We start from the raw sequence: 21,740 nt of genomic DNA, 5'->3' as shown, positions 1-21,740 counted from the left end.
GGCGTGGCAATCGAGCGTTCTGTCGTTCCGATGACGGCATCGCCGGGCCGATCTGGGAAACTCACCAAGTGACCCGCATCCTCGTGGTGGACAACTACGACTCCTTCGTCTTCAACCTCGTGCAGTACCTGCAGCAGCTCGGCGCGGAGTGCATCGTCCGCCGCAACGACGAGGTGACGACCGCTGACGCGGCGCTGCTGGCCGTCGACGGGGTGTTGCTCTCGCCGGGGCCGGGAACGCCGGCCGGCGCCGGTGTCACCGAGGAGATGGTCCGGTGGTCGGCCGGTCACCTCCCGGTACTCGGGGTCTGCCTCGGGCACCAGGCCATCGCCGAGGTCTTCGGTGGTGTGGTCGACCGGGCCGAGGAGCTGCTGCACGGACGGACCTCCGAGGTACGACACGACGGACGAGGCGTGCTGGCCGGCCTTCCGCAGCCCTTCACCGCCACCCGCTACCACTCGCTGGCCGTGGTCGAGGGCACCGTGCCGGCCGAACTCGAGGTCACGGCGCGGACCGAGGGCGGCGTGATCATGGGCCTGCGGCACCGCGAGTTCCCGATCGAAGGGGTGCAGTTCCACCCCGAGTCGGTGCTCACCCAGGGCGGACACCGGATGCTCGCCAACTGGTTGGCGATCTGCGGCGATGCCGCCGCCTCCCGGCTGGTGCCCCCGCTGGAGGACGAGGTCGAACGGCTCCGGGCCATGGCCGGCTGACCTGACGGACAACGCGAGAGGGCCTGGCCGATCCCCAGGATCGGCCGGGCCCTCTCGTTCGGGCTAGTTCGAGACGGCCGAACCGAGGGTGACCGTCGCCGTCATGGTGGCGGTGCCGCGCAGGTAGGTGACCTGCACCTTGCTGTTCGGGACCTGCGACCGGATGGTCGCGATCAACGCGTCAGCCGAATCGACCACCGCGGAACCGACTTTGGTGATCACGTCGCCGGCCTGCAGCCCGGCGGCCGCCGCCGCGCCGCCGGAGGTGACGGTGCTGATCTTGGCGCCGACGCTGAGCCCGGCGGCCGCCGCGGCCTGTGCGTTCTGCGAGTTCCCGTCGGGCGCGTCGCCCACGGTGGCGCCGAGGACGGCATGGGTGGCGTGCCCGGTGTTGATGATCTCCTGGGCGATGCGGTGGGCCTGATCGATCGGGATGGCGAAGCCGACGCCGATCGACCCGGACTGGGACGACGAACTGCTGTTGGACAGCGAGGCGATGGCGGAGTTGATGCCGATCACCCGGCCGTTCATGTCGACCAGGGCCCCCCCGGAGTTACCCGGGTTGATCGCGGCGTCGGTCTGGATCGCGTTCAGCACCGTGTCCTGCGCGCTGCTGTTCGACTGACCCGGGGACTGGGATTCCTCGGAGGACGTCCGCACCGGCCGATTCAGCGCCGAGACGATGCCGGACGTGACGGTGGCCGACAGCCCGAGCGGTGACCCGACGGCGACGACCTGCTGGCCGACCTTGAGATTGGCCGACGAGCCCAGGGTGGCCTTGGTGAGGCCGGACACGCCGGCCACCTTGATGACGGCCAGATCGTCGGTCGTGTCGGATCCGACCACGGTGGCCGACTTGGTGGTGCCGTCGTTGAACTTGACCGTCAGCTCGCTGGCGCCTTCGATGACGTGGTTGTTGGTCAGGATCAGACCGTCGGACGACAGGATGATGCCCGAACCCTCACCCTCGGCCGACGAGGAGATGGACAGGATCGACACCACCGACGGCAGCATCTTGGCCGCGACCGCCTCGACCGAGCCGGCGGCCACCGTCTGCGTGTCGGAGACGACCGGGGAGGTCGATTGCTGCGTGAGGGAGCTGTCCGCGACGGCCGAGCTCCCGGAGGACCGCCCGGCCAGGTAACCCCCGCCGACCCCGCCACCGATGGCGACGACCATGGCGGCGGCGACCAACCACGCCGTGCCCTTGCGCTGCGTCGCCCGGTTGGGGACGACCGCCGTCGCTCCGGCCGGTCCGGTCGAGCCGGGGTAGGCCGAACCGGCGTAGCCGAGGGGGGCGGGCGGGTAGCCGCGGTAGTTCTGGCCCGGGTCGGCGGACTGGCCGTAGGAGCGATCGGGCTGGCCGTAGCCGCGATCGGACCGGCCGTACTGGTTGTACTGGCCGTACTGGTCCGCCGGATACGAGCCGGTGCCGGCCCCGGTCGACGGCTGCGCGGTGGTCGGGGACGGAGCGGACCAGGCCTCGGCCGACAACGCACCGCTGGGCCGCGGTTGCCACATCGGGGCTTCCGGCTGATCGCTGTACGGGACGGGCGGGTTCGGCGACGACGGCGTCGCGCCATGGGACGACGGCGAGTTCTGGGCGCCGGACCCCTCGTACCACGCCGTCTGTACCGGACCCGTGTCCTGGCCGTCCTCGGGTCGGTGCTGACCGATCCAGACCGATGGGGGCGAGGCCTCACCGGCCGCGTCGACGACGATCGGAGTTCCGGCCGGGGCACCCGCGTACACGGCGCCCAGGTCGGCCTGATCCGGCTGGTGGGTCGGGGCCGGGTCGGCGCTCGGCTGGGGCACCGAGTTCGTCACGGAGTCACCGTTGTCCTGCGTCCTGGGGAAGTCCTCGCTGCTCATGTCGATACAGTCGCCCCTGAGCGTGTGGAACATCTGAGCGCGGCTTGGATCGCCCGGATGAATCGCTGTCAAGACCCTGTGTGGTGCAGCCATGAAGGGGCGGCATGGACAGGCCCCGGCCGACCTGGGAAACGGTCGGACCGGGGCCCTGTCCATTGGTCACAGCCGAAGCGGTCGGACCCGGCGCCGGTCAGCCTCCGCCGCGGCCGGGGCGTGACGACGTCGTGGGCGTCGTCGGCGTGGTCGGTGTGGTCGCGGAGGTGGGCGTCGTCGGGGTGGTCGGTGTGGTCGGGGTGGTCGGAACCGGCTTCGCACCGACCACGACGATCTGCAGCGGAGTGTCGAACGGGACCCGTGAGCCGACCGACGCACCGTTGATGGCCGTGATCGTGCCGGGTACCTGAGGGGCCGTCCACGGCGTCGTCACCAGGGTCACGTTGCTGAACCCGGCCAGATTGATGGTGCCCGGAGTGCTCACGTTCTGGGTGAAGCCGGGGACGGTCAGCAGCTGCTTCTCGTAGACGACGATCGTGAACAGCGCGTCCTTGCGGACCGTCTTCTGGAACGCCGGATCCTGCGGCGGGGTGACGGGACCGGCGCCACCCTGGCCATCGTCGATCGGGACGGCCGAGTTCGGGATCAGATTGAGGGCGGTGGAGTCGGTCGTCGGCGCCTTCTTGACGATGAACGCGGCGGTGCTGCCGCTCCAGCCCTGGGCCTTCAGGGTTTGGGCGGCCTGGTCGGGCGTCAGGTTGCTGAGGTTCGGGACCACGAACAGCGAGTTGTTCGACGTGGTCACCGTGATCGAGCTGCCGGTCTGCAACCGGGCTCCGGCGTCGGAGACCGACTTCACCTGGTGCGCAGGTTCCGTGCCGTCGGCCTGGACCTCGGTGGCGACGAGCCCGGCCGACTTGAGTTCGGCCTGCGCCTGCGCGAATGTCTTGCCGACCAGGTCCTTCGGGACCACGGTGTAGGTGGGCCCGGTGCCGATGGTGGCGACCACCGTCGTGCCGGGTTTGACCGACATGCCGATGTCCGGCGTCTGCTTGATGACCAGATCCTTCTGGGCGTCGCTCGACGTGACCAGATTGACCTTGCCCCAGGCCAGACCGGCGCCGATCACGGCCTGCTTCGCCGCGCTCTCGGTGAGGCCGTTCAGGTTCGGCACGTCCACGGCCAGGACGCCCTCACTGATCTCGAGGTCGACCTTGGTGCCCTTGTCGACCGTCGTGCTCCCGCTGGGCGACTGCCGGGTGATGCTGCCGGCCGGAACGGTGCTGGACGGCACCTTGGTCTGGGTCCCGACGACGAGGCCCGCGTTGGTCAGGGCCGCCTGGGCCTGGGCCAGGGTGAGGTTCTGCACCGACGGCACCGCGACCTGGGCCGGCTTGGCCGGTGTCTGGGTGAACTTGATGGTGAAAAAGATGGCCGCCCCGAGCAAGGCCAGGCAGAGGGCGCCGATCCCGACGTAACCCCAGACCTTCTTGGTCCGGTCGGCCGGTTCGTCCTCCTCCCACAGCTCGTCGGCGATCGGCCGGCGGGGCGGGGCGAGCAGCGACGGTCCGGCGGCCACGGCAGCGCCGACGCGTTGGGGTTCGGCCCGCATGATCTGGGTGCGTTCCTCGTCGCTCATCACCGGAGTGGCGTGCACCGCCTGGCCGGACAGGGCGCGAACGAGGTCCGACCGCATCTCGGCGGCGGTCTGATAGCGGTTGAGCGGGTTCTTGTTGAGCGCCTTGAGCACGATGGAGTCGAGTTCCTTCGGCAGGCCCGGCTTCACATCGCTGGGCGCCTTCGGATCCTCGCGCACATGCTGGTAGGCGACGGCGACCGGCGAATCCCCGGTGAACGGCGGGGCCCCGACCAGCAGCTCGAACAGCACGCAACCGGTGGCGTAGACGTCCGACCGGGCATCGACAGCCTCGCCGCGGGCCTGTTCGGGCGACAGGTACTGAGCGGTGCCGATGACCGCGGCCGTGGCCGTCATGGTGGCCTGCCCGTCGGCGACCGCCCGGGCGATGCCGAAGTCCATCACCTTGACCGCCCCGGCCCGGGTGAGCATGACGTTGGCCGGTTTGATGTCCCGGTGCACGATGCCGTGGCGGTGGGAGAAGTCCAGGGCAGCGCAGACGTCGGCGACGATCTCCATGGCCCGCTTCGGGGCCAATGACCCTTCCCGCTTCAGCAGGTCGCGCAGGGTCTCGCCGTCGACGTACTCCATCACGATGTACGGGATCGGCCCGGTCTCGCCCTCGGTCTCACCGGTGTCGTAGACCGCGACGATGGCCGGATGGTTCAGGGACGCGGCGTTCTGCGCCTCGCGGCGGAACCGGGTCTGGAAGGACGGGTCGCGGGCCAGGTCGGCACGGAGCACCTTGATCGCCACGTCCCGGCCGAGGCGGAGGTCCCGTCCCCGGTGGACCTCCGACATTCCGCCGAAGCCGAGGGTGTCGCCGACCTGGTAGCGGTCGCCGAACAGATGTCCCGTCATCGCCGTCCTTCATCATCGTGTCGTCGGCCACCCGTTGACGGGCGGCCTGGCGTCATCCGGAGTGGCTCCGAATGTTGAACCTGTGGTGCTGAGCCGGCCGGCGGCTGGTCGTCAGGCGACTCGCCGCGCCCCCACCCCCGGGCCGCAGGTCTCCATTGTCCCATCTCGGGAGCTGGGTCACTGGCATGGCCGGGCGACGTCGCCCGGCGCCGTGGGCAGAGAGCACCTCTGGGACGACGTGTGACGGGGCGGCGAGTTGCGCGGCGGGTCGGTGTGAAAAGCGCCACGTACCTCAAAAGTCTGCGATCCCGGTCGTCGGAGCCGGACGATCGACGGGGACGTCGGCGTGCCGGGTGGTCGAGTCCACCGCCGATGTGTCGGCGCTGGTCCCCGGGGTCCCGACGTGGGTGAGGATGACCGCACCGAGGATGGCCACCAGGATCAGCACCAGGATGGCCACGAGCACGGCCACGCCGGTGCGGCGGTTGACCGGGGCCGGATAGGGCGCCGGCGTCCGGGCCTGGGTGGCCCGGGTGGCGGCCCGCACCGGAGGTGCGTAGGCGGGCGGGGCGTAGACCGGCTGCGGAGACGCGGCCGGGTAGGCGGACGCTGCCGGGTGACCGGTCGAGGAAGTCGCCGGGCGGCTCGTGCCGGTGACCTGGCCGGCCGGGAAGGCGCCTGTGATCGGACCGGCCGTCGCGGGACGAGCGCCACCGCGGACCGCGGCGACGGCGCGAGCGAGAGCTCCGCCATCGGGGAAACGCCGGGCCGCGTCCTTGGCCAGCATGCGCATCACCAGCGCGGACACGGGAGGAGGAATGTCCGGCGGCAGCGGCGGTGGTTCGTCACGGACATGGGCCATGGCCACCGCGATCGGATTCTCGCCGTTGAACGGGCGTACTCCGGCCAGGGCCTCGTAGGCGACGACGCCGAGGGCATAGACGTCGGACGGGGGGAACGATTCATTGCCCGCCGCCTGCTCGGGGGACAGGTACTGGGCCGTGCCCATCACCATCCCGCCGCGGGTCACCGGCACCTGGTGCGCCACCTTCGCGATGCCGAAATCGGTGATCTTCACCTGACCGGTCGGGGTGATCAGGATGTTGCCGGGCTTGATGTCGCGGTGCACCAGCGCCCGCGCGTGGGCGGCCTGCAACGCCCGCCCCGACTGCTCGAGTACATCCAGTACCCGCGGCACCGACAGGCGCGGAGTGCGGGTGAGAACGGCCGAGAGCGGCTCGCCGGTCACGAGTTCCATCACCAGGTAGGCGGTGTCGCGGGGGCCGCCGACGATCGAGGCCACCTCGCCGTAGTCGTAGACCGCGGCGATCCCGGAGTGGTTCAGGGAGGCCGTGATCCGGGCCTCGGCCCGGAACCGATCGACGAACTCGGGGTCGCTGGTGAGCTCGGACTTGAGGATCTTGACGGCGACCTTCCGGGCCAGCCGCGTGTCGTCGGCCGCCCAGACCTCGCCCATCCCGCCGACGGCGATCCGGCTCGTCAGGCGATAGCGATCCGACAGCAACAGACCTGGGGTCAGCGCCATGTCACTGGCCGGCCAGGGCAGCACCGATGACGGCGTGCCCGATCGGTCCGGCCACGGAGCCGCCGGTGGCCGCGAGGCCCTTGTCGCCGCCGTTCTCGACCAGCACGGCCACCGCGATCTGAGGGTTGTCTGCCGGGGCGAACGCGACGTACCAGCAGTCCGGCGGGGTGTGCTTCGGATCGGTACCGTGTTCGGCGGTTCCGGTCTTGGACGCGATGACCACCCCGGCGAACGGGTTGGGGTCGGTCTTCATGTCCTTCTCCGACTGGATCATCATGTCGCGGATCTGGTCGGCCACCGAGGTCGGCATCGCCTGGTTGACCACCGTCGTCTGGGCCTTGGAGATCACGGACAGGTCGGGTCGGGTCGTCTCGGCGACCACGTACGGGGCCAGCCGCTTGCCGTGATTGGCGATGGTGGAGACGATCACGGCGTCCTGGAACGGGGTGAACGCCACGTCGCGCTGACCGATGCTGCTCTGCCCGACCGCGGCGCCGTCGACCATCGGGCCGACGCGGGAACCGACCACCGGGATGTTGTTGATGCTGGTGCCGGCCGGGTCGACGCCGAGGGCGCTGGCCTGCGCCTTCAGCTTGTCGGCCCCCAGGGCGATGCCCACCGAGGCGAACGCGGTGTTGCACGAGTAGGCCAGGGCGACGGTGAGGGTGACATCGGCGCCGCCCGCCGTGCCGCAGTCCTCCCCTTCGAAGTTGGACAGCGTGCCGCCGCCGGGCAGCCTCATCTTCGAGACGCCGGTGACGCTGGAGGTGGGGGTGTAGCCGTTCTGCAGCGCGGAGGCGGAAACGACCAGCTTGAAGGTCGATCCGGGCGGGTAGTCGGCCGACAGGGCCCGGTTCAGCCGGAGCGACGGAACGGCGGAGTTGATCTTGGCCGAGTACGCCTTCTGCACCGCCTCGGAGTGGCTGGCCAGCGACGTCGGGTCGTAGGACGGGGTGGAGGCCAGCGCCAGGATCGCCCCCGTCGACGGCTTGATGGCCACCACCGCGCCGACGTAACCCTTGTCCTTGAGCCCGTTGTACGCGGCCTGCTGGACGGCGTCGACGATCGAGAGCTGGACGTTGCCGCCGCGCGGTTCCCGTCCGGTCAGCAGATCGGAGAAGCGGTCGCCGATCAGGTTGTCGTCACTGCCGGAGAGGATGGAGTTCTCCGCCTGCTCGATGCCGCTGGCGCCGTAGTAGGACGAGAAGTATCCGGTGACCGGGCTGTACATCGCGCCCTGCGGATACTTGCGCTGGTACTTGTAGCTGTCGGTGCTGGCGACGGACTGCGCCAGCACTGTGCCCTTGGCCGTGGTGATCTGGCCCCGCGGCTGCTGGAACTCCTCGAGCCGGGTCCGCGAGTTGTTCGGATCGGCCCGGTACGCGGAGGCCTTGACCACCTGGATGTAGGTGATGTTGCCCAGCAACAGCAGCACCAGGATGGTGATCGCCGTGCCAACGCGGCGCAGTGGCCTCTTCATCGCTCGACCTCCTGGCCGGGCCGGGGGTCGGCGGTCCTCGGCACCGAGCGGGGCCGCATCATGCGTCGGCCCGCGCGACGGGCACCATCTCGGTCTTCGCTTCCAGCAGCGTCTCCTTCTTCGCCGCCCTCGGGGCCGGCGGCCGCCGCGAGGAATCGGTGATCCGGACCAGCAGCGCCAGGATGATGTAGTTGGCGAGCAGGGAAGACCCTCCGTAGGACAGGAACGGCGTGGTCAGGCCGGTCAGCGGGATGAGTCGGGTGACGCCGCCGACCACGATGAACATCTGGAAGACGAGCGAGAACGACAGTCCGCCGGCCAGCAGCGACCCGAAACGATCCTTGACCGCGATGGCGGCGCGCAGCCCGCGGCCGCCGATGAGCAGGTAGCAGACCAGGATGGCCGACAACCCGACCAGCCCGAGTTCCTCACCGAGCGCGGCGGTGATGAAGTCGGTCGAGGCGAACGGCACGATGTCGGGCCGGCCCGCCCCGAGGCCGGTGCCGAAGATGCCGCCGGTGCCCAGACCGAACAGCGACTGGACCAGCTGGTACCCGGTGCCGAGCGGGTCGGCGAACGGGTGCAGCCAGATGTCCACCCGCACCCGGACGTGCGCGAACAGCTTGTACGCGACGAACGCGCCGCCGGAGAAGCCGATCAGACCGATGATCAGCCAGGACACCCTCGAGGTGGCGACGTAGACCATCATCAGCAGCACGCCGAAGATCAGCAGTGACGTGCCGAGGTCGTTGCCCCTGACCAGCACGGCCAGACAGATGATCAGGGCCAGCAGCAGGGGGCCGAGGTCACGGGCCCGCGGCAGGACCAACCCGAAGATCTTCTTCCCCGCGGTGGCCAGCAGGTTCTGCTTGGAGGCCAGGAATGACGCGGTGAAGATCATCAGGGCGATCTTGGCGAACTCGCTCGGCTGGATCGAGAACAGATGGGGGATCTTGATCCAGATCTGGGCGCCGTTGACCGCCGAGTACTTGGCCGGCAGGACACCGGGCAGGGCCAGGAACAACAGGCCGAGCAGCAGCAGCGTGTAGGAGTACTTGGCCAGGACGGTGTGGTCGCGGATCACCAACAGCACGCCGAGGAACAGCACCAGGGCGATTCCCGTCCACAGCAGCTGGGCCGGAGCCTGCGCGGCCGGAGCGGGGGTGCCGTTGGCGGCCGCCTTGGACTGGGCGGCCAGGTCCAGCCGGTAGATCATCACCAGCCCGATGCCGTTCAACAGAGCCACGAGCGGGAGCAGTACCGGGTCGGCGTACGGCGCGAGCCGGCGGATCATCACATGCGCGAAGGTCAGGGCGACGAGGTAACCGCCGCCGTAATAGGCCAGGTGCAGGGTCAGGCCGCGCCCCTGGTTCAGCTCGACGACGATCAGGGCGCCGGTGACGATGATCGCGGCGAACACCAGCATCCACAGCTCGGCCCCGCGTCCGGTCCGTCGGGCGGCGCGACCGGGGGCGGTGTCGGCCAGGTTTCCGGCGGCGCGGCTCACGACACCGGCCGGCAGGTGACGCCCGGCTCGGCGGCCGGGCTGACCAGCGGCGTGCCGGGCTGGGCGGACGGGGTGGCCGCGGTCGGCAACAGCGTGGTGGTGGTGAACACGGTGATCGTCGGGGTCACTCCGGCCGGGTTGGAGCGGGTGATGGGCGCGGTGCCAAGGGCACTGGCTGGGGTGGGCAGCACGCCGCGCGACCGCAGGTGCTGGCCGTCGGTGACAGCCGCGGCGGACGGCGCCAACGGGTTGACGGTGACCACCACGGTCGTCGTGACCGGGGCGATCGCCTTCAGGGCGGTGGTCGTGGCCTTGACGGCACGCGGAGTGGTGGTGGGTTTCGCCGCGCCGGACGCCTTGCTGGTGGTTCTTGCTGCCGTCCGGGCCGTCGCCTTGGCTGTGGACTTGGCCGTCGTCCTCGGTGGCGTGACCTTCGCGGTGGTCTTGGCCGCGGTGGTCTTCGCCGCGGTGGTCGGCGGGACGACCACGGACGAGGTCGGGGTGGTGGGCGCGCTCGACGCGGCGACGGAGGACGACGCCGCTCCCGATGACGCCGGGGTGAGCGAGGAAAGGGTCGAACCGGTCCCGGTGGTCGGGCACGGCGGGAGCTGTTCGGACGTCAGGCGAGTGATCACGGCCCGGGCGTCGGCCAGCGTGCTGACCGGGATCCCGGCGCTGACCTGGTCCCGGGCGGCTTGCACAAGGTCGGTCACCATAAGCGGTCGGCATCCGGAAGGTGTTGTGCCACAGGAGTTCTCCTGCACCGAGGCGAACTTCCACCCGAGCAGCGAGCCGTTGACGCCCCGGAACACCGCGACCTCGCGGCCGTCCTGCCCGACGTAGTACTTGCTGTTGGCCCACAGCACCGAACCGGTCAGTCCGGCCCCGATCAAGACCAGCAAGGCGATGCCGAAGGCCCACCGGCGCCGCCAGTGGCGCCGAGGCGGAGACACCATGCCGTGGTCGTCCGGATCGTCGTGGGCGTCGATGTCGGAGGCGGCCGAGAAGTCGTCCTCGTCGTCGTACTCCTCGTCGTCCCCGTTGTGCAGCTCGGGGCCCTCCTCGGCCGGGGCGTACTCGGGCTTGGCCGGGATGTCCTCCGGGATGGGCGGCAGCGGGACCCGGGGCATGCGCTGGGTCAGATGGATCGGCTGCATCGGCCCGGTGGCTTCCGGGTCGACCGCGCCGGCCGCCACGCCGGGCGAACCGGTCGCGCCCGTCTCCAGGACATCCGCCACGATGACGGTGACGTTGTCCGGACCCCCGCCGACCAGCGCCAGCTGGATCAACGTGTCGGCCACCTGGTCGACATCGGGGCCGGCCAGGGTGTCGGCGATGGACTCCGGCGAGACCACGTCGGACAGGCCGTCGCTGCAGATCAGGAACCGATCTCCGGGGGACGTCTCGCGCAGCGTGATGGACGGATCCATCTCCATGCCGTTCAGCGCGCGGAGCAGCAGCGACCGCTGGGGGTGGTGGGCGGCCTCGTCGGCGGTGATCCGGCCGTCGTCGACCAGCGACTGGACGAACGTGTCGTCGTGGCTGATCTGGTGCAGCACGCCGTTGCGGTACAGGTAGGCGCGGGAGTCGCCGACGTGGGCCAGCGCGACGACCGGTCCGTCGAACAGCAGGGCGGTGAGCGTGGTGCCCATGCCGTCGAACTCGGGGTTCTCCTCCACCATCTCGGCGATGGCAGCGTTCCCCTCACGGGTGGCCTCGGTGAGCGGGCGGACCATGTCGCTGCCCAGCGGCAGCTCGTCGAGGTCGACGAAAGCGGCCACCACCAGGCGCGACGCGACGTCACCGGCGGCGTGGCCGCCCATGCCGTCGGCGATCACCAGCAGCCGGTCACCGGCGAACACCGAGTCCTGGTTGTTCGCCCGTAACAGTCCGCGGTCGGTACGTGCCGCGTACCGGATCACGTGGCTCACGGGCGCAGCTCGATCACGGTGCGGCCGATGCGGATCGGGACGCCGACCGGAACCGGGGTCGGGGCGGTGATCCGGGTGCGGTCCAGGTAGGTGCCGTTGGTGGAGCCCAGATCCTCCACCGCGTAGCCGTTGCCCTGCTGCACGATCCGGGCGTGCCGGGTGGAGGCGTAGTCATCGTCCAGGACCAGGGTGGAGTCCTCGGCCCGGCCGATGAGGATGGTGCCCGACCCGAGCCGCAGCCGGGTGCCGGCCAGCGAGCCGGCCGTCACGACCAGGATGGCCGGGACCATCGATCCGGCCGCCAGCGGCGCCGGGCGGTGAGCTTCCTTGCGGGTGGTTCGGGCCGGGCGGGAGTCCGTCCGCGGGTCGGACGCCATCTTCAGGTCGGACCGCACCACTCTGACCGCAGCCAGCACGAAGAGCCAGAGGAGGATCAGGAATCCCACTCTGGTCAGCTGGAGGATCAGCGCAGGCATGACTGTGTTTGTCTACCGGTGGATGTTGAAGACGACGGTGGAGTGGCCGACCCGGATGACGTCACCGTCGGCGAGCTGCCAGGTCTGCACGGTGGAGCCGTTGACCGAGGTGCCGTTGGTCGAGCCCAGATCGTGCATGACGGCGACCTGCCCGTCGAAATAGATGTCGACGTGCCGGCGGGAGACAGACGTGTCCGGCAGCCGGAAGGACGCATCCTGGCCCCGGCCCACGATGTTCGAGCCGCGCTGCAGCTGGTAGGTGCGGTGCGAGCCGTCGTCGACGCTGAGCATGGCCTGGACGTCGACCGGAGCCGGCGGCGCGTACTGCGGCTGGCCGTACTGCTGGTCGTATCCGGGCTGGCCGTACGGCGGCTGCCGGTACTGGGGCTGGCCGTACTGCGGCTGGCCGTAGGCCGGGTCGTATCCGGGTTGCGCCGGCTGGCCGTAGGGGTTGGAGGCCGGGGCGCCGTAACCGGGCTGGGCGTATCCGGGGTCGGGCGGTCCGTAACCGGGCTGCGGCGGTCCGTAACCGGGCTGCGGCGCGCCGTAGCCGGGCTGACCCTGGGCCGGGTCGTATCCGGGCTGCTGGCCGGCCGGAGGGTACGGCTGGGCCGGGTATCCGCCCGGTTGTCCGTACTGGGGCTGACCGTAGGCCGGGTCGTAGGCGGGCTGCTGTCCCGACGGCGGGTAGGGCTGGGCGACGGGCGGCTGTCCGTAGGCCGGCTGGCCCCATCCGGGCTGGTCAGCGGGTCGGTTCGGGTCCTGCGGGTACGCCGCCTGGGATCCGCTCGGTGGCTGGTTGGCCGGCGGCCGGCCGGCGTCCTCGGGCTGCTGCGTCATGGATCGCACTCCTGCGCTTCGATGGGCGCTGCGCCGGCCGACGTCCGGGTCGACGAGCGAGCTGATGCGGAACTGTCCGGTGTGCAGTACATCGGATTCCTCCAGTGTGACCGCTACGTCACCGAAGGTCTGCCAACCCTGCTCGTCCAGATACTCCCTGATCATGGTGGACAACGCTGAGGCGACCCGTTGTTCGTCGTGCCCGACGCCGTCGTGATCGGACGGTCCGAGGCGGACCGTGTACCGATTGGGGGCGATCGTGCGGCCGGCCTGGTGCTGGAGATGGTTGGCTGCCTCGGTCTGCAGCGCGTCGGCCACCTCGGTCGGGTGCACCGACCCGCCGAACAGGCGGGCGAAGGTGCCGGCGACCGCGCCCTGCAGCTTCCGTTCGAAACTCTGGATGACGCCCATCGATGCACCTCCTGTTCATTCTCCGCGTGTAGCCATGGCCCTGACCACCCTGAACCCTGACCGGCGATGCCGACGTAAAGGGATTGCCTGTGCCAGTGATCGTAATGGTGGGAACGGGACGTGTCTGTTGATCCGCGAGCCGTCGCGCATCCACAAGACGTTCGTTGCTCCCCGAGGTTGTGGTCCGGGGCGGTTGCGGTGACGATCCCACGTCGTCGGCCTCGCCGCGGGCCGGCCACGAAAACGGCCCCCTACCTGCGATTGCTCGCGAGCCGGGGGCCGGATCCGTCTGTCTCAACCAGAACTGGGCGTGTGCGGAGTCATCCGCCGAGCATCGCTGCTACCGCCGTTGCCCATCATAGGCCCTTGGTTCGAAGATCTCCGCCAGTTCGGCCCAGGCGGATGCGCGCACATAGACCGGCAGCTCGGTGATGGGCACCTCCCGGGTGACGGACTGCGGGCCGACCGATGTGGTTCCGGTCCAGGCGTCGACCCACCGGCCGGCGGGCAGATAGGTGCTCCAGGTCGTCGCCTCGGGGTCGGTGACCGGGTTGACCAGCAGGTCGTCGCCGAGCAGGTACTGGCGGGGGTGGTTCCAGGTCTCGGGGTCGTCCGGGTGGTCGAAGAACAGGGCCCGCATCAGCGGTGCGCCGGTGTCGATCGAGTTGCGGGCCTGGCCGGCGAGGTAGGGCACCAGAGATTCGCGGAGCTTCGTCCAGTGGCGGAAGACATCGACCACGTCCGTCGCGCCGGTGAGCTCCTGGACGTTCCAGGGGGTGCGGTCGCGCAGGGGTGGCCGGTGATGGTTGAACTCGGAGTGGTACTGCATGACGGGCATGAACACGGCCGCCGCGGTGGCCCTGAGGTAGAGCTCGGGATCGGGGATGGGTCCGGAGAACCCGGCGAGATCCCAGGACCAGTAGACGATTCCGCAGGCGGAGGCGGTGAGCCCGGCGGTGATGGAGGACCGGAACGCCGGCCAGGTGGAGTTCTCGTCCCCGGCCCAGACGATGCCGTGCGCCTGGGTCCCGGTGAATCCGGCCCGGGAGAAGGTGACCGGCGCCTTGCCCTGCGAGCGAAGGAGATCGCCGAAGGCGCGGGCGTAGTGAACCGGGAACAGGTTGTTGCCCTCGTCGCCGCGTCGGCCATCGGCGTAGCGGAGGTCGTGGCCCCACGCGTGTTCGCCGCCGTCGGTCTTGAAACCGTCCACATCCAGGTCGGAGACGAGGTAGCGGCGCTTGTCGGTCCACCAGTCGCGGGTCCGCTGGACGGACAGGTCGGGCATCAGGGCCTGGGGGAACCACCAGCCTCGGTTGCGGTAGGGACGACCGTCGGCTTCCAGCACGGCGTGGTGCTCGCGGATCATCGCCTCCGCGTCGGCCCGGGCCTGGCCCTTGGGGTGGGGTCGCATCTTCTGCAGCGGGATCTGCCACAGGACGACCTTGATCCCGCGGGCGTGCAACTCGGCGATCATGGCCTTGGGGTCGGGCCAGGCCCCGTTCGCGGGGTAGGTGAAATCGCCGCCGGCGTGGGCGGTTCCGTCGGCGTTGATGCGGTAGGTGGCGTCGCGGAAGATGGTGATGCCCTCTTCGTCGCTCCAGGCCTCGATGACGACGGCCCCGACGGGGATGTCCAGCGTGCGGTGGCGGTCCATCCGCTCCATCACCAGCTGCTGGGTGTTCCACTCGTTGCCGGAGGCCCAGAGGTGGAACACCCAGTCGGGGAGTTCTTCGGCCCGGCCCACCTCCGTGAGGAACTGGTCGAGGACCTCGGTCGGTGTTCCGCGGTAGACGCCGACCTCCAACTCGTCGGTGGCTCCGCCGCCGAGGTCGACATCGATGCTGATGCGGTCGCCGGTGATGTCGTAGTAGCTGCGGCGGCTGGTGCGGATGTGGAAGCCCCAACCGCCGCGCGGCGAGGTGACATGGGCGAACGGCATGGGCAGGTAGGTACGGCCGTGTTCGCCCTGGGACTTGTACTGCTCGAACACCACCGCGTCGAGGACGCGTCCGCGCTGGTCGAGGTGATCGAAGCGCTCGCCGAACCCGACGACGTGTTCATCGGGTTCCAGGCGCAGATCGAAACGCACGCGATTGACGCCGTCCGCGTCACGCCGCCACCGGATACTGCCCGGGACGAGCCGGTCGGTGTCGACGGTCAACGTGCTGCCGGCCGGGTCGGTGGACCAGTCGCTGGGCGTCACGGTGTAGATGCGGCTCCGGCGTTGCCCCCCAGCGGTGTTCCGGGCGGTGAAACGGTAACGGTAGCGGGTGTGCGGACGCAGTTCCGGCGTCTCGACCCGCCAGCTGCGGCTGCTGCCGCGAGCTGCCTTGGCCTGGGCGACGGCGAGGTGACCTTCGCCTCCGGCCTCGGCCAGATTGATCTCCGCGGTGTCGACCGGGGCCAGGTCAAGGGTGACGGTCTCCACGCTGTGACCGTCGTCCGCCGTCCACTCGCATCGGATCGACTCGACCGAGTCGGCGGCCGCGACGCGCAGGGTCACCGATTCCTCGGACAGGGGAAGCGCGGGGACCCGCTGGTCGTCGGTGGTGGCGTACGGGTGCTCGGACCCAAAGGGCCGGTGGCGGATCATCGTTGCTGTCCAAGGGTTTTCAGGCCGAGCTCGTCGGCGAGGATCAGGTACATGGCGTGCGACCAGAGCAGTGGACGAGCGACCGGCCCCCACCGCTGGACCCATTCGGGTCGGCTGTCCGGGTGCAGGAGATGGTCGGGAACCTGCTCGGGGAACTCGTCGTCGTCGGCGTGGGCGGCCGTCCAGCGCAGGTAGTGCCAGCCGGCGTCGGTGTCGCCGGCGGCGACCCGGTTCCAGCCGAGCAGGCAGCTCAGGATCAACCACTGGCCGCCGCCGTAGAACACGTCAGCGGTGAAACGGTGGACGCCACCGCGGGTGTCGAGATCCGCGGCGACGGCATCCAGGGTGGCGGTGGCGATCGGATCGTCGAGCGCCAGCAGCCCGAACGGGACGATGCAGGCCGGGAGCGAACCGTCGACCGTCTCGGCGCCGATCCATTTCGCGAGGGCCGGCCGGGGGCGGTGCCGGGTCAGGCCGCGGGCCAGGATCAGCTCCTTCAGCTCGGCTGCCTTGACCCGGGCCGCGGCGCGGCGCACCTGGTCGAGGATGCCCACCTCGGCCGCGGCCACCAGACCGGCGCGGACCGCGGCCAGGGTCGAGATGTGTTGGTGCTCGACGTGTTCCTCCCACCAGTCATAGCAGGGGTAGTCACCGAAGGCGATCAGGTAGTCCACGGCGACCTCGATTGCCGGGAGCCACCGGTCGAAGGCGAGGTGGTGTCGTCCGGCGTGCGTGGTGACCGCCCACAGCCACATGCCGTAGCCGTCCGTCTGGAAGTCCCACCAGTCGTCGGTGCCGTCGTGGCCGGCCAGGGTGAATCGGGTGGGCAGCATCTGTTCGGGACCGGGCCGGTCGCCGCGTGCAACGGCGGCGACCAACCCGGTCACGTGATCGGTGCGGGCGGTGAGTACCTGGGCGACCCAGTCGTGAAAGCGGTTGGTCGAGGCCATCCGGTCCCAGCGGGACATGGCCTCGGCCGTGAACGATCCGTCACGCAGCCAGGCATAGCCCTGATACGCCGAGAAGGTCGGCGCGGCCGGGTACGCGCCGGATCGGTCCTGATGGGTGTCGATGAGCTCGATGCTCCGGGCGGCCAGACGCTGCAGGGATCCCAGTTCGTCGGGGTCAGGGGCGAACTCGTCGGGTCGTGCGGCGCTGATATCGACTGACATGGCTTTCATTCCTCGGCTGGGGCGCAGGTGCTCACGGTTGGGGCGGGGTGGTTACTGGCCGAGTAGAGCGGTGACCTTGGACTGCGCGTCGGCCAACGCCTTGTCGACCGGGGTGCGACCGGCGGCTGCGGCGGTGAGGGCGTTGTTCAAGTCGTCCTGCATCTCCTGCTGGTTGCTGATCACCGGAGCCAGAACCGTCTGGTTCAGGGCGTCGAAGACGGCCTGACGGTTCGCGGGCTTTCCGGCCTTGAGGTAGCTGGACAGCTTGGCGTTGTCGGCGATCGGCGGCAGCTCCCACGAGGCGGACAGGCGGGTGGTGACAGCGGCGTCGGAGGCAGTGAGGAACTGGACCCACTTCTGCGCGGCGGCCTGGTTCTTGCTGCTCGCGGATACGACGGCGGCGTTGGTGAACATGGCCGAGGCCTTGGTGGTGTTACCCGGTTCGACCACGACGTCCCAGTCGAACGGGACCTTGTCCAGCGCACCGAATTCCCAGATGCCGGTGTGCCACATGGCCAGCTTTCCCGACTTGAACAGGTTGACGTCGAAGTCGGGGGTGTTCGAGCCGTCGGCGACGGTCGGCATGACGGTTCCGGCCTTGCCGACCAGCCAGTTGGCTGCGGTCACGCCCTGCGCGGAACTGAAGGTGGCGGCGGTCTTGTCGGCGTTGAAGAACTGACCGCCGGACTGGGCCAGAGCCTTGTAGAACTCGTTGTAGGTGATCGGCTGGAAGTCGCCCCAGGTCTTGGTCGACTTGTCGGTCAGCTTCGTGGCCGCGGCCTTCTCGTCGGCCCAGGTCCACTTGGACGTCGGCGTGGCGATGCCGGCCTTGGCGAACATCGTCTTGTTGTAGAACAGGACGACATCGGAGAACGACTCGGGCAGGCCGTACTGCTTCCCGTCGGCGGTGAACGCGTCGACCAGGGACTTGCGGTAGACCGATCCGTCGACACCCTTGAGTTCGGCCAGGGCGCCGTTGCTCTGGTAGCTGACGAAGTTCTGGTAGTCCAGCTCGTAGGCGTCGGCCGCGGTTCCGCCGGCCACCGCCGTCTGCAGCTTGGTGAAGTAGTCGGTGTAGGCAACATTCTGGACGTTGACGGTGATGGTCGGGTTCGCCTTCTCGAAGGCCGCGACGATGGACGCAAGGTCCTTCTCGTGGCCGCCGCTGGCCGAGAAATCCATGTAGCTGATGGTGGTGTTGCCGGTCGGGGCGGCCGCCGCCGACGTTGCGGCGGTGGAAGAAGAGCCGGCCGCCGAGGCCGAGCTCGGAGCCGACGCCGCACTACTGCTGCCCACGGCTGCCGCACTGGGCGCCGCGCTGGAACTGGAGGACGAGCTGTTGCTGGCGGAGGAGCAGGCAGTGACCAGGGAGGCCACCGCCAGAATCCCCACCATGGCGGTAAGGCGGGACGAACGGTTCACGGTAAATCCTTTCTTCGGGCCGGCATCGTTGCCAGGCCGGGATGTCACTTCGGACGAGGGAAGAGCGGAGAGAATTGGCAGAGCTATCGCAGCCAACCGAGGCGGAAGGTGCCCGGGTGACTATTTGATGCCGGTGTGGGCCATTCCGGTGATGATGTGGCGCTGGGCGATCACGTAGATGACGGCGATCGGAATGATGGACACGACGCTGCCGGCCATCACCACATTCCATTGCGTGGTGTATTGGCCCTGAAGGGTGGAAAGGCCGAGGGGAAGAGTCATGTGCGACGCGGATCGCGTCACCACCAGGGGCCACAGGAACGAATTCCAGCTGCCCATGAACGCGAAGATGGCCAGGGTGGCCAGAGCGGGCTTCACCAGGGGTAGCACGATGGTGGCGAAGATCCGCAGGTGACCGCTGCCGTCGATGGTCGCGGCCTCGTCCAGCTCACGGGGGACGGCGTCGATCGCCTGCTTGACCAGGAAGATGCCGAAGGCCGAGGCAATCGACGGGGCGATCAGCGCGAAGTAGGTGTCCTGCAGGGAGAACGTCTTCATCTCGATGAACAACGGAACCACCAGCACCTGCAGGGGGACCATCAGGGTGGCCAGATAGAGCGCGAACACCGCACCCTTGCCGCGGAACTCCAGCCGCGCGAACCCGTAGGCCGCCATGGAACCGGTGATGAGCTGCAGCACCGTCGACAGCACGGCGACGACCAACGAGTTCAGGATGATGCGCAGCATCGGCAGCGCCTTGAACAGGGTGCGATAGGACTCCAGCGTCGGATCCTTCACCCACAGGCTCGGACCGTTGCTCAGATTTCCGTCGGTGGTGATCGAGGTGATGACGGTCCACAGGAACGGGAACAGCATCACCGCGGCGCTGATCCCGATCAGCAGGTACAGCCCGGTGCGGGAGCGGAGGCGACGGAGGTCAGACATGGGTCACCCACCTCTTCTGACCACGGAGCTGGATGGCGGTGATCAGCAGGATGACGATGAACAGCATCCAGGACAGTGCCGAAGCGTCACCGGCCCGGCCGTAGCGGAAGGTCAGGTTGTAGATCTGGCCGACGACGACCTGGCTGGAGCCCTCCGGCCCGCCGCCGGTCATCACGAAGACCTGGTCGAAGACCTGGAATCCGTTGATCAGGGAAATGACCACGACGAAGAACGTGGACGGTGAGAGCAGCGGAAAGGTGATGCGGCGGAACCGTTGCCAGCCGGTGGCGCCGTCGACCTCGGCGGCCTCGTACAGATCGGTGGGGATGGATTGCAGGCCGGCCAGCAGGATCACCATGACGAATCCGAGGTCCTTCCAGGCCGACGCCAGGATGACCGACGGAATCGCCCAGCTCGGGTCGGTCCACCAGCCCGGCTGCGGCAGGTGCAGGAAGCCGAGCACCTCATCGACCAGCCCGTTGGACGGGTTGAGCAGCCACTGCCAGACCAGGGCCACGACGACCCAGCTGGTCACGACCGGCAGAAAGATCGCCGCGCGGAAGAACGACCGTCCGGCCATCTTCTTGTTCAAGGCGATGGCCAGGGTCAGGCCACCGATGTACACCAGCGGTAGGTAGCCGGCGATGTAGGCCAGGGTGTGCAGGAAGATCTTCACGGTCTGCGGGTCGGCGATGAGCTTGCGGTAGTTGGCGAACCCGACCCATTTGGCCGGGGAGATCAGGTTCCACTTGTGCAGGCTGACCCAGAACGAGGCCACCATCGGGACGAAGGTGAAGATGGTCAGCGGGATGGCGCTGGGCAGCAGGAAGAACAGCACCCAGGCGGTGTTCCGCCAGCCGCGGCCGCGCGGCCGGCGGTTGACGGTGGTGGGCCGCGGCGGCCTGGCGGTGGTTCCGCCCGGGGATTGGGCCTTCTCGATGGTCGTCATACCGACACCTTCGGTGTGTTGTCCTGCAGTCGATCTCGGACCAGTCGTCCCTGCGATCCGCCGACGCCGACGGTGTCGAAGGGGGTGGCCAGCACGAGACTGGCCGCGCCGAGCATCCATTTCGACTCATCCCAGGTGTGCACCAGGAACGGGATGCTGCGCCAGCGGGGCAGCAGGTGACGCCGGAACACCTCTTGAAACCCGGGCTCCCAATGGGGCCACGCGGTGATGCCCTCGCCGGACAGGACAACCACCTCGGGGTCGACGGTGTGTACGACGCCGGACAGCGCCGCACCGAGAGTGCGACCGGCCCGGCGGTAGATCGCCTGCGCGCCTTCGTGTCCGGCGTCGGCGGCGGTGAGCAGGTCCGTGGTCGTACCCGACGACGACAGGATCCCGTCCCGTCGGGCCGACCGGAGCATGGCGTCCTCGCCGACGTAGGCCTCCAGGCAGCCGCGAGAGCCGCACCCGCACAGATCGCCGTCGTCGTACACGATCGGGATGTGGCCGATCTCCCCGGCGCCGCCGTAGGCGCCGCGGTAGACCGAGCCGTCCACCACCACTCCGCAGCCGATGCCCCGGCCGATGGTGACCACGATGTAGGTCGAATGTCGCTGGCCGGCCCCGTACAGGCGATCGGCCACGGCCAGGGTGTTCACGTCGTTCTCGACGAGCACCGGGAGACCGAGTCGAGCCCGGAGCATCGGCCCGACCTGGGCGTCCGGCCAACCCAGGGTCGGGGCCTGGACGATCCCGGAATCCTGCGCGTCGACCGACCCCGGGACGCCGACACCGACGCCCAGCAGAGGCCCGTCCATCTCGGCGATGGCGCCCTCCAGGACGTGGGCCAGGTGATCCAGGCAGTCCGGACGGGTGGGATCGAAGTCGAAAAGCTGTGGTGTGCCGACTGATCCGTCGAGTTCGACCTGAACCACGGCGACGTGGTCGGCCGTGATCTTGACACCGACCGCGCTGCCGGCCGATCGGGCCAGTCCCAGCAGTCGGGCCGGCCGACCGCCCTGCGACGGGCTCGTCTCCAGTTCGACGATCAGGCCCCGGGCGAGCAACGTCTTGGTCAGTTGCGTCATCGTGGCCGAACTGACGTCCAACAGCCGGGCCAGGTCGGCGCGGGATGTGGGGCCCCGTGATCCGATGATGGCCAGGATCGCCGACGGCACGAGGCCTCCGCGGGTGATCGCCATGTCGTACGCCAAGGCGTCACTCCTTTGTTTGGGCCTTTGTTAAGTCGAAAGGTAACCCCTGTCCGGTCGGGACGCAAGCCCGTTATGTGATCGTGACCACTTGGGTGCGGGCCGTGCTCGCGGCGGCTCGAACAGGTACGGAACACGTTGTGGCGCAAGCATCGTGCGCGACCCGATGGGCGTCGCCGGA

The 21,740-nt window shown here is 69.3% G+C and carries 15 protein-coding genes; 1 reads left to right on the top strand and 14 read right to left on the bottom strand.

What is annotated here, in order from left to right:
* The first annotated feature begins 68 nt into the window (after window positions 1-68).
* Window positions 69-713 (top strand): aminodeoxychorismate/anthranilate synthase component II, encoded by a 645-nt coding sequence (locus tag BLS97_RS06870; RefSeq protein WP_090475320.1) that lies wholly within the window; start codon window positions 69-71, stop codon window positions 711-713.
* Window positions 714-776: 63 nt separating this feature from the next.
* Here BLS97_RS06870 and BLS97_RS24165 read toward each other — a convergent pair whose 3' ends face one another.
* From BLS97_RS24165 to BLS97_RS06800, 14 genes are all read right to left on the bottom strand, one after another.
* Complete coding sequence (locus BLS97_RS24165; RefSeq protein WP_269457494.1) at window positions 777-2,585, bottom strand: S1C family serine protease; 1,809 nt, start codon at window positions 2,583-2,585, stop codon at window positions 777-779.
* Window positions 2,586-2,775: 190 nt separating this feature from the next.
* Window positions 2,776-5,076 (bottom strand): Stk1 family PASTA domain-containing Ser/Thr kinase, encoded by a 2,301-nt coding sequence (gene pknB, locus BLS97_RS06860; RefSeq protein WP_090475318.1) that lies wholly within the window; start codon window positions 5,074-5,076, stop codon window positions 2,776-2,778.
* A 292-nt stretch (window positions 5,077-5,368) separates the two neighbouring features.
* Window positions 5,369-6,622 (bottom strand): serine/threonine-protein kinase, encoded by a 1,254-nt coding sequence (locus BLS97_RS06855; RefSeq protein ID WP_090481564.1) that lies wholly within the window; start codon window positions 6,620-6,622, stop codon window positions 5,369-5,371.
* Between the two features lies 1 nt (window position 6,623).
* Window positions 6,624-8,102: a peptidoglycan D,D-transpeptidase FtsI family protein gene (locus BLS97_RS06850; RefSeq protein WP_090475316.1), complete on the bottom strand. Its 1,479-nt coding sequence runs from the start codon at window positions 8,100-8,102 to the stop codon at window positions 6,624-6,626.
* 58 nt (window positions 8,103-8,160) lie between these two features.
* Window positions 8,161-9,609: an FtsW/RodA/SpoVE family cell cycle protein gene (locus tag BLS97_RS06845; RefSeq protein WP_231988395.1), complete on the bottom strand. Its 1,449-nt coding sequence runs from the start codon at window positions 9,607-9,609 to the stop codon at window positions 8,161-8,163.
* Window positions 9,606-11,540, bottom strand: a complete 1,935-nt coding sequence (locus BLS97_RS24160; RefSeq protein WP_090475315.1) for a PP2C family protein-serine/threonine phosphatase — start codon at window positions 11,538-11,540, stop codon at window positions 9,606-9,608. The genes BLS97_RS06845 and BLS97_RS24160 overlap by 4 nt, the downstream gene beginning before the upstream one ends.
* Window positions 11,537-12,016 carry an FHA domain-containing protein FhaB/FipA gene (locus BLS97_RS06835; protein ID WP_090475313.1) on the bottom strand — a complete coding sequence of 160 codons (480 nt, stop codon included), beginning with the start codon at window positions 12,014-12,016 and terminating at the stop codon, window positions 11,537-11,539. The genes BLS97_RS24160 and BLS97_RS06835 overlap by 4 nt, the downstream gene beginning before the upstream one ends.
* A gap of 12 nt (window positions 12,017-12,028) precedes the next feature.
* On the bottom strand, window positions 12,029-13,267 hold the full coding sequence (locus tag BLS97_RS06830) for an FhaA domain-containing protein (RefSeq protein WP_090475311.1): 1,239 nt from the start codon (window positions 13,265-13,267) through the stop codon (window positions 12,029-12,031).
* Between the two features lie 340 nt (window positions 13,268-13,607).
* On the bottom strand, window positions 13,608-15,860 hold the full coding sequence (locus BLS97_RS06825) for a glycoside hydrolase family 31 protein (protein WP_090475308.1): 2,253 nt from the start codon (window positions 15,858-15,860) through the stop codon (window positions 13,608-13,610).
* Entirely contained in the window at window positions 15,857-17,032 is a 1,176-nt protein-coding gene (locus BLS97_RS06820) for a glycoside hydrolase family 15 protein (protein ID WP_090481557.1), read from the bottom strand. Before BLS97_RS06820 ends, BLS97_RS06825 begins: the two co-directional genes overlap by 4 nt.
* Before the next feature lie 51 nt (window positions 17,033-17,083).
* Entirely contained in the window at window positions 17,084-18,454 is a 1,371-nt protein-coding gene (locus BLS97_RS06815) for an ABC transporter substrate-binding protein (protein WP_197676445.1), read from the bottom strand.
* 120 nt (window positions 18,455-18,574) lie between these two features.
* Window positions 18,575-19,399: a carbohydrate ABC transporter permease gene (locus tag BLS97_RS06810; protein ID WP_090475305.1), complete on the bottom strand. Its 825-nt coding sequence runs from the start codon at window positions 19,397-19,399 to the stop codon at window positions 18,575-18,577.
* Entirely contained in the window at window positions 19,392-20,348 is a 957-nt protein-coding gene (locus BLS97_RS06805) for a carbohydrate ABC transporter permease (protein ID WP_090475304.1), read from the bottom strand. Before BLS97_RS06805 ends, BLS97_RS06810 begins: the two co-directional genes overlap by 8 nt.
* Window positions 20,345-21,562: an ROK family transcriptional regulator gene (locus tag BLS97_RS06800; RefSeq protein WP_197676444.1), complete on the bottom strand. Its 1,218-nt coding sequence runs from the start codon at window positions 21,560-21,562 to the stop codon at window positions 20,345-20,347. Before BLS97_RS06800 ends, BLS97_RS06805 begins: the two co-directional genes overlap by 4 nt.
* Window positions 21,563-21,740 lie beyond the last annotated feature (178 nt).

It is taken from the genome of Nakamurella panacisegetis (genome assembly GCF_900104535.1).
GTDB classification, from domain to species: Bacteria; Actinomycetota; Actinomycetes; order Mycobacteriales; family Nakamurellaceae; genus Nakamurella; species Nakamurella panacisegetis.
The sequence above is the reverse complement of the archived record's forward strand: the minus strand, read 5'-3'. Positions and strand labels throughout refer to the sequence as shown.

Excerpts from the sequence above, each read along its gene's own strand:
- BLS97_RS24165 (WP_269457494.1), bottom strand. The coding sequence starts at position 2,585 with ATGAGCAGCGAGGACTTCCCCAGGACGCAGGACAACGGTGACTCCGTG.
- pknB (WP_090475318.1), bottom strand. The coding sequence starts at position 5,076 with ATGACGGGACATCTGTTCGGCGACCGCTACCAGGTCGGCGACACCCTC.
- BLS97_RS06855 (WP_090481564.1), bottom strand. The coding sequence starts at position 6,622 with ATGGCGCTGACCCCAGGTCTGTTGCTGTCGGATCGCTATCGCCTGACG.
- BLS97_RS06850 (WP_090475316.1), bottom strand. The coding sequence starts at position 8,102 with ATGAAGAGGCCACTGCGCCGCGTTGGCACGGCGATCACCATCCTGGTG.
- BLS97_RS06835 (WP_090475313.1), bottom strand. The coding sequence starts at position 12,016 with ATGCCTGCGCTGATCCTCCAGCTGACCAGAGTGGGATTCCTGATCCTC.
- BLS97_RS06830 (WP_090475311.1), bottom strand. The coding sequence starts at position 13,267 with ATGGGCGTCATCCAGAGTTTCGAACGGAAGCTGCAGGGCGCGGTCGCC.
- BLS97_RS06825 (WP_090475308.1), bottom strand. The coding sequence starts at position 15,860 with ATGATCCGCCACCGGCCCTTTGGGTCCGAGCACCCGTACGCCACCACC.
- BLS97_RS06820 (WP_090481557.1), bottom strand. The coding sequence starts at position 17,032 with ATGTCAGTCGATATCAGCGCCGCACGACCCGACGAGTTCGCCCCTGAC.
- BLS97_RS06810 (WP_090475305.1), bottom strand. The coding sequence starts at position 19,399 with ATGTCTGACCTCCGTCGCCTCCGCTCCCGCACCGGGCTGTACCTGCTG.
- BLS97_RS06805 (WP_090475304.1), bottom strand. The coding sequence starts at position 20,348 with ATGACGACCATCGAGAAGGCCCAATCCCCGGGCGGAACCACCGCCAGG.